7 protein-coding genes are annotated in these 7,556 nt (G+C 72.7%); 4 read left to right on the forward strand and 3 right to left on the reverse strand.

What is annotated here, in order from left to right:
* Positions 1-69: 69 nt before the first annotated feature.
* Together AB0B89_RS12680 and AB0B89_RS12685 are read right to left on the reverse strand one after the other, a co-directional pair.
* On the reverse strand, positions 70-960 hold the full coding sequence (locus tag AB0B89_RS12680; RefSeq protein ID WP_358551628.1) for a siderophore-interacting protein: 891 nt from the start codon (positions 958-960) through the stop codon (positions 70-72).
* A 28-nt stretch (positions 961-988) separates the two neighbouring features.
* Complete coding sequence (locus AB0B89_RS12685) at positions 989-3,289, reverse strand: excinuclease ABC subunit UvrA (protein ID WP_358551630.1); 2,301 nt, start codon at positions 3,287-3,289, stop codon at positions 989-991.
* 74 nt (positions 3,290-3,363) lie between these two features.
* On the opposite strand from AB0B89_RS12685, the gene AB0B89_RS12690 reads away from it, so the two are divergent.
* Both AB0B89_RS12690 and AB0B89_RS12695 read left to right on the forward strand, forming a co-directional pair.
* Positions 3,364-4,188, forward strand: a complete 825-nt coding sequence (locus tag AB0B89_RS12690) for a TetR/AcrR family transcriptional regulator (protein ID WP_358551632.1) — start codon at positions 3,364-3,366, stop codon at positions 4,186-4,188.
* A 254-nt stretch (positions 4,189-4,442) separates the two neighbouring features.
* Entirely contained in the window at positions 4,443-4,958 is a 516-nt protein-coding gene (locus AB0B89_RS12695) for a universal stress protein (RefSeq protein WP_358551634.1), read from the forward strand.
* Here AB0B89_RS12695 and AB0B89_RS12700 read toward each other — a convergent pair.
* Positions 4,936-5,961 (reverse strand): YafY family protein, encoded by a 1,026-nt coding sequence (locus AB0B89_RS12700; RefSeq protein ID WP_358551636.1) that lies wholly within the window; start codon positions 5,959-5,961, stop codon positions 4,936-4,938. The genes AB0B89_RS12695 and AB0B89_RS12700 overlap by 23 nt on opposite strands.
* A 55-nt stretch (positions 5,962-6,016) precedes the next feature.
* Here AB0B89_RS12700 and AB0B89_RS12705 point away from each other — a divergent pair, with 55 nt between their 5' ends.
* Both AB0B89_RS12705 and AB0B89_RS12710 read left to right on the forward strand, forming a co-directional pair.
* Positions 6,017-6,769, forward strand: coding sequence for a DeoR/GlpR family DNA-binding transcription regulator (locus AB0B89_RS12705; RefSeq protein WP_358551638.1), 753 nt, complete (start codon positions 6,017-6,019; stop codon positions 6,767-6,769).
* On the forward strand, positions 6,766-7,556 hold a 791-nt coding region (locus AB0B89_RS12710; RefSeq protein ID WP_358551640.1), incomplete at its 3' end, for an MFS transporter. The genes AB0B89_RS12705 and AB0B89_RS12710, both read left to right, overlap by 4 nt.

Genomic DNA, 7,556 nt, shown 5'->3' on the forward strand with positions numbered 1-7,556 from the left:
TCCGAGAGCGGCCTCGCGCGAGCCGGCCCCCGGCCGGCCGGCCCGCTATGGGCGGCGTCATCACCCGCCTCAGCCGTTGCCCCGGGCCTCCGCCGACAGTTCCCGCGCGCGTGCCAGCAACTCCGCCGCGTCGGTGAGGTCCTGCTCGGTGGGGGCGTCGTCCTGGGTCAGCTTGAGCCGCCAGTATCCGGTGAAGTCGATCGACCGCTTGTCCACCCCGCGGTCGCCGACCAGGTGCCGTCGCAGCGCGCGCACGGTGCCCGCCTCGCCGGCCAGCCAGGCGAACACCCTCCCTGCGGGGAACTCCACCGCGCGCACGGCGTGGAGCAGGGCGTCGCCCTTCCCGGGCGGAACCTCGCCGCGGTGTACCCAGCGCACGCTCACCTGACCGCGCGTGGCGAACGACTGCTCTTCGGCCGCGTCCGCGACCTCGACGCAGGCCACCGCCCGGAAGCCCTCGGGCAGGGCCTCGATCAGCGTGCCGATCGCCGGCAGCGCCGCCTGGTCCCCGGCCAGCAGCAACCAGTCGCTCGCGCCGATGGCGGCACTGAGCGGGACAGGCCGGGCGAACATCGCCGACGGGCCGAACATCCCGAGGACGTCACCGGGCCGCGCCGACCCCGCCCACCGCGCCGCCGGGCCCCCATCCCCGTGCAGCACGAAATCGATGTCGACCGTCCCGCGCTCGCGGTCGCGGGCCCGGATGGTGAAGCTGCGCGTCCACGGCCGCTCGTCCTCGGGGATCGCGTTGAAGGCCTCGTACCACCGCCCGAAGTCTCCGCCCGGCTCAGGAAGCCGGGGCACCGCCTGACCCGGCTTCGGGAAGTACAGCTTCACCTGCTGGTCGGGCTCATCGCCGATCGCGCCCGCGACCTCGCCCGCGTCGAAGGTGACACGCGCCATGTGCGGGGTGACGCGCCTGACACCGGTGACCGTGATCAACGAGACGGCCAGCTCCATTGAATCCTCCATGGGTGAAAAGGGCCGGCTAGGCCGCGGCGCCCTTCAGATAGGCGCGCAGATGCCGGGCGGTGAGCGAGTCCCCCTGGGAGACCAGGTCGGCGGGCGTGCCGGTGAACACCACCTGGCCGCCGTCGTGGCCGGCTCCCGGCCCGAGGTCGATCAGCCAGTCGGCGTGGGCCATCACGGCCTGGTGGTGCTCGATGACGATGACGGTGTCGCCGTCGTCCACGAGCCGGTCGAGCAGGGCCAGGAGCCGTCCCACATCGGCCAGGTGCAGGCCGGTGGTCGGCTCGTCCAGCACGTACGTCGTGCCCTTCTCCGCCATGCGGACGGCCAGCTTGAGCCGCTGCCGCTCGCCCCCGGACAGGGTCGTGAGCGGCTGCCCGAGACCGAGGTAACCGAGGCCCCCGGCGTCCAGCCGGTCGAGGATGGCCCGGGCGGCGCCCGAGGGGAAGAAGCCGAGCGCCTCGGCCACCGGCATGGCCAGCACCTCGCTGATGTCCTTGCCGCGTAGCTTGTAGGTGAGCACCTGGGGGGTGAACCGCCTGCCCTCGCACTGCTCGCAGACCGAGGCCACCCCGGCCATCATGGCGAGGTCGGTGTAGACCAGGCCGATGCCCTTGCAGGTGGGGCAGGCGCCCTCGGAGTTCGCGCTGAACAGGGCGGCCTTGACCCCGTTGGCCTTGGCGAAGGCGGTCCTGATCGGGTCGAGCAGGCCGGTGTAGGTCGCCGAATTGCTGCGACGGGACCCGCGGATCGCGGACTGGTCGACCACGACCACGTCCTCCCGGTGAGCAAGGGAACCGTGGATCAGCGAGCTCTTGCCCGATCCTGCCACGCCGGTGACCACGGTCAGCACGCCGAGCGGGATGTCGACGCTCACGTCCTTGAGGTTGTGCAGGCGGGCGCCGGTGATCGGCAGCCGCGCGCCGGGCGTCCGTACGCGCTCGCGCAGCCGGGCCCGGTTGTCCAGGTGGCGCCCGGTCAGGGTGCCGGACCTCCGGAGCCCCGCCACGTCGCCGGTGAAGCAGACCTGTCCCCCGGCCGGACCCGCCCCCGGTCCGAGGTCGACCACGTGGTCGGCGATCTCGATCACCTCGGGCTTGTGCTCGACGACCAGGACGGTGTTGCCCTTGTCGCGCAGCCGCAGCAGCAGGTCGTTCATGCGCTGGATGTCGTGCGGGTGCAGCCCGGCCGTGGGCTCGTCGAAGACGTAGGTGACGTCGGTCAGGCTGGAGCCGAGATGCCGGACCATCTTCACCCGCTGGGCCTCGCCCCCCGACAGGGTGCCCGACTCGCGGTCGAGGCTGAGGTAGCCGAGGCCGATCTCGACCAGGGAGTCCAGGGTGTCGAGCAACGTGCCGAGCAGCGGCGCGACCGACGCGTCCTCGATGCCCCGCAGGAAGGTGGCCAGGTCGCCGATCTGCATGGCCGAGCACTGGGCGATGTCGCGCCCGTCGATGGTGGAGGCCAGCGCGGCGGGGTTGAGCCGGGTGCCGCCGCACGCGGGGCAGGTGGTGAACTTCACGGCCCTGTCGATGAACGCGCGGATGTGGGGCTGCGCCGACTCGCGGTCCTTGTCGAGGTAGATCCGCCGCACCTTGACGACGAGGCCTTCGTAGGCGGCGTTGACGTTGCCCACCTTGATCTTGGCGGTGGGCTTGTACAGCAGGAAGTCCTCCCACTGGGTGGGGCTGTAGTCCCTCAGCTTGACGTCGGGGTCGAAGAACCCCGACTGGGCCATGATCTGCCAGTACCACGAGCCCACGGCGAAGCCGGGGACGGTGATCGCTCCCTCGTTGAGCGAGAGGCCGACGTCCACGAGTTCGCCGACGTCGATGTCCGACACCCGGCCCAGCCCCTCGCATTCGGGGCACATGCCTTCGGCGCTGTTGAAGCTGAAGGCGGCCGAGGTGCCGGCGTGCGGGGTGCCGAGCCGGCTGAACATGATGCGCAGCATCGTGTGGGCGTCGGTCGCCGTGCCCACCGTGGAACGGGAGTTGGCGCCCATCCGCTCCTGGTCGACGACGATCGCCGCGCTGAGGTTGCGCAGGGCGTCGACGTTGGGCCGGCCGAGGCTCGGCATGAACGACTGGACGAACGTCGTGTAGGTCTCGTTGATCAGGCGCTGCGACTCCGCGGCGATGGTGCCGAAGACCAGGGAGGACTTCCCCGACCCCGAGACGCCGGTGAAGACGGTGAGCCGCCGTTTCGGGATGTCCAGCGAGATGCCGGCCAGGTTGTTCTCCCTGGCGCCGCGGACCTCGATCACGCCATGGCTGTCCGCGGCGTCCCGCCGGGGCGGGCTGGACGGATGGGGGTCCATATGATCGCTCCTGATATCCTTATGGCGTAAAGAGATAGCCCGGCAAAGTTACTTTATGCCATAAGGAGTTGCAAGTGGTCGTCTACGCCGGACAGGGCGATGCGCACCGTTCGATGGCCCTGCTGTGGCGCGCGGCGGGGCCGGCGCCGGTCCGCACCGGTCCGGGACCCAAGCCGGGGCTGAGCGTGGACCTGATCGTCGACACGGCGATCTCGGTCGCCGACGCCGAGGGAATGGCGGCGCTGTCCATGCGCGCGGTGGGCGAGCGGCTCGGCCGTACGGCCATGGCCCTGTACACCTACGTCCCCAGCAAGAGCGAGCTGGTCGACCTGATGTACGACCGGGCGCTGGCCGAGCTGCCCACCGGGTACGAGCCGGGCGCGGGCTGGCGGGCGGCCACGACGGCCTGGGCCGAGGACACCTGGGCGTTCTACCTGCGCCATCCCTGGGTGCTCCAGGTGTCCCAGGCGCGTCCGGTGCTCGGGCCCAACGAGTACGTCACGCTCGAAACGCTGCTGCGGATCCTTGACGGGACCGGGCTGGACGCCGGGATGCTCCGGCGCCTGGCCGGGACGCTGTCCCACTTCGTGCGCGGCGCGGCGCAGACGATCGCGGAGTCACGACAGGCCCCGGCGGCGACCGGGGTGTCCGACGAGGAGTGGTGGCTCGCCCGCGCGACCGTGCTGGAGCGGTTCGCGCCCGACTTCGCCGAGCGGTTCCCGATGGTGAACCGGATGCGGCTCCGGGCGGCCGAGGACGAGCGCGCGGACACGGCGCGGGACGACAGCGTGCCCTACCTCGAAAGAGAGGCGCGCAAGACCTTCGAGGCCGGACTCGCCGTCGTCCTGGACGGCATCGAGGTCGCCGTGCGGGGAGCCGGGGCGCGACCGTCGGCGTGATCCTCGTCGCGGCGAGCGGTACGGCCCTGAGCGGTACGGCCCTGAGCGGTACGGCCCTGAGCGGTACGGCCCTGAGCGGTACGGCCCTGAGCGGTACGGCCGCCTCGATCACCGGCGACCGCCTTTACTTTGTAGATTCGCGGCAGGTGCCGGGACATGTCCCTTCACAAACCACCGTCGCGGTCTGTGCAGAAAATGTGACATTTAGTGGTGATTTTCCCGGCACTTTGACGGGACGTCACTCCAGGCGCGCCATGCTCTGTGAGGAGGAGGTTCCCGTGACGCACAAATCGACTCGGCCACGCATCGTCGTGGGCGTGAGCCACTCCCCCGCCGCCAACGCCGCACTGATCTGGGCCCTCGGCGAGGCCCGGCTGCGAGACGCGGTGATCCAGCCCGTTCACGCCTGGCAGTGGTCCGGCCAGCATCGCGCCTCGTACGCGCCGATGGGCTCCTGGCGCTCCCACGACGACGAGTACGAAGCGGCCAGGGAACAGACCCGCGCCATCGTCGCCCAGGTGGCGTCGATCGAGCCCATCGTGGCGCAGGGCCCGCCGGCCCAGGTGCTGCTCAACCACTGCGAGGGCGCCGCGATGCTCGTGCTCGGCATCCGCAGGCCCGAGGCGGGCATCCCCGTGGCCGCCACCCCGGTGCTCGCCGCGTGCGTCATGGGGGCCCGGTGCCCGGTCGTCGTGGTCTCTCCCCACGCGGTCGCCGCACGGGCGTTCCAGCCGTACGACGAGAGCCTCAGCGGGGCGCGGACCGGGTGACCGACGCGGTGGCGTCACCGGCGTGCGGGCCGGAGCCGTACACCGCGGCCAGCTCCGACACGGCGGTGGCCATCATCTCGCGCAGCTCGGGCGGGCCGAGCACCTCCAGGCTCGCGCCCATCCGCAGCAGGAGCCAGCAGGCGTGCCTCACCGACTCGATGGGCAGGCGCAGCACCGTCCAGCCGTCCTCACCGGGCGGCCCGGCGTCCGCCAGCGCGGCGTCGACCGGCCGCGTGCCCGCCGTCACCCGCAGCAGCCCCTCCGCCCCGGGCGCCAGCCGGACGGTCGCCTCGGCGGAGTACATGCGGTCGCGGAAATCGCTCGCGTAGGTCTGCCAGAAGTCCGCGAGATCGAAGCCCTCGGGCCGGGCGAAGCGCTCGGCCAGCACCTCCACCGAGACGACGCGCGAGATGCGGTACGTGCGCGCCTGCGCGTCGTCCGGAGCCGCGACCAGGTACCACGAACCCCCCTTCAGTACCAGTCCGTACGGGCGCACCTCCCGCACGACCTCGGCCGGGCCCCAGCGGCGGTAGAGCATGCGGATCCTGCGCTCCTCCCACACGGCGTCGGCGATGGCGCCGAGGTGGGGGACGTCGTCGGCGTCGCGGTACCAGCCGGGGACGTCCAGCAGGAACCGGTCGCGCATGCGCGAGGCGTGCGAGCGCGGTTCGGGGGGCAGGGCGGCCAGCAGCTTGAGCTCGGCGGCGGCGGCCACCTCGCCGAGGCCCAGCTCGGCGGCCGGGCCGGGCAGTCCCGCCAGGAACAGCGAAGAGGCCTCCTCGGCGGTGAGGCCGTTGAGCCGGGTGCGGTAGCCGTCGAGGAGCTGGTAGCCGCCCGCCGGCCCTCGGTCGGCGTAGACCGGGACGCCGGAGGACGACAGGGCCTCCACATCGCGGTACACGGTGCGCACCGACACCTCCAGCTCCTGCGACAGCTCCGCGGCCGTCATCCGGCCGCGTGTCTGGAGCAGCAGGAGAAGGGACAGGAGCCGGCTCGCGCGCATGCCACCCAGTCTCCCTGATTTGCCAAACGAACACCAACAATGTTCATATGAACGCATGGACCGCTTGCGGGCAATCATGGATGCCCTGATGACATCGGACAGCGTGTCGGTCGCGGAGCTCGCGGCCGAGTACGGCGTGTCCGAGATGACCATCCGCCGCGACCTCGACGAGCTTGCCCAGCAGGGCGTGGCCCGGCGGATCCGCGGCGGGGCACAGAGCCTGCTGCTGCGCGGCGAGGAGCCGCCGTTCGGCGTCCGCGAGCACGAGGCGCCGGACGGCAAGCGGCGCATCGCCGCCGAGGTGGCGAGCCTGATCGCCGACGGGGAGGCGGTCGTGCTGGACGGCGGCACCACGGCGCTGGCGGTCGCCAGGGAGATCCACGACCGCAGGCTGACCGTGCTCCCGCTGTCCGTCCAGTCGATCCAGGCCCTCAGCGGCGCGCCGCGCATACGGATGGTGCTCCCCGGCGGCGAGGTGCGGCACGGCGAGCTGAACATCACCGGACCCCTGGCGGTGAACACCATCGGCTCCCTGCGCTTCGACACCGCGGTCATCGGCTGCTGCGGCCTTTCGGCCGAGCACGGGCTGACCGCCCACGACCTGGAGGACGTCGCGGTCAAGCAGGCCGCGATCGGCTCCTCCCGGCGCGTCGTCGTCGCGGCCGACTCCTCGAAGTTCCGCCAGACCGCGTTCGCCACGGTCTGCCCGCCCGGCGACGTCGACGTGCTCGTCACCGACGCCGGCATCCCCCGCGACCAGCACGACGCGCTCACCGCCGCCGGTGTCACCGTTCGCGTCGTCGCATGACCCCCCTGACAGAACACGGCCCGGCGGAACACGGCCCCGCGCTGCGCAGGGCCCGCCTCGCGGTGTACGTCATGTTCCTGATCCCCGGCGTCTCCATCGGCGTGTGGACGGCCCGCATCCCCGCGCTCAAGGAACGGCTGGAGCTCGGCGACGGGCAGTTCAGCCTCGCCCTGCTCGCCATCGCGGCGGGGGCGCTCGCCGGGATGCAGGTCGTCGGGCGCCTGGTCGACCGGTACGGCAGCGCCCGCGTCATGGTCCCCCTGGCCGTGGCCCAGGGCGCCGTGCTGCTGCTCCCGGCCGCGATGCCGGACCTGATCACGCTGGCGGCCTCGCTGGCGCTGTTCGGCGCCGCCCACGGCAGCCTCGACGTGTCCATGAACGCCGGCGCGGTGGAGGTCGAGCGGGCATGGGGACGGCCGCTCATGTCGTCCTTCCACGCCGTGTTCAGCATCGGGGGCTTCGCCGGCGCGGCCCTGGGCGGCGTCCTCGCCCACGCCGGGGTCGGGGCCTGGCCGACGCTCTCCGCCACCGGCGTCCTGCTGGCGGCGGTGGCGCTCCTCACCGCCCGCTGGGCCCTTCTGATCCCCTCCGAACGCGGGACCGGCCGATCGGAGCACGGGACCGGTCAATCGACGCCCCCGGAAAAGGGCCGGGGGGGGGGGGGGGGGGGGGGGGGGCGGGGGGGGGGGGGGGGGGGGGGGGGGGGGGGGGGGGGGGGTGGGGGTGGGGGGGGGGGGGGGGGGGGGGGGGGGGGGGGGGGGGGGGGGGGGGGGCCGGGCCCCGGCCG

Source organism: Sphaerisporangium sp. NPDC049002, assembly GCF_040649355.1.
Taxonomy (GTDB): Bacteria; Actinomycetota; Actinomycetes; order Streptosporangiales; family Streptosporangiaceae; genus Sphaerisporangium.

Excerpts from the sequence above, each read along its gene's own strand:
- AB0B89_RS12680 (WP_358551628.1), bottom strand. The coding sequence starts at position 960 with ATGGAGCTGGCCGTCTCGTTGATCACGGTCACCGGTGTCAGGCGCGTC.
- AB0B89_RS12685 (WP_358551630.1), bottom strand. The coding sequence starts at position 3,289 with ATGGACCCCCATCCGTCCAGCCCGCCCCGGCGGGACGCCGCGGACAGC.
- AB0B89_RS12695 (WP_358551634.1), top strand. The coding sequence starts at position 4,443 with ATGCTCTGTGAGGAGGAGGTTCCCGTGACGCACAAATCGACTCGGCCA.
- AB0B89_RS12700 (WP_358551636.1), bottom strand. The coding sequence starts at position 5,961 with ATGCGCGCGAGCCGGCTCCTGTCCCTTCTCCTGCTGCTCCAGACACGC.
- AB0B89_RS12705 (WP_358551638.1), top strand. The coding sequence starts at position 6,017 with ATGGACCGCTTGCGGGCAATCATGGATGCCCTGATGACATCGGACAGC.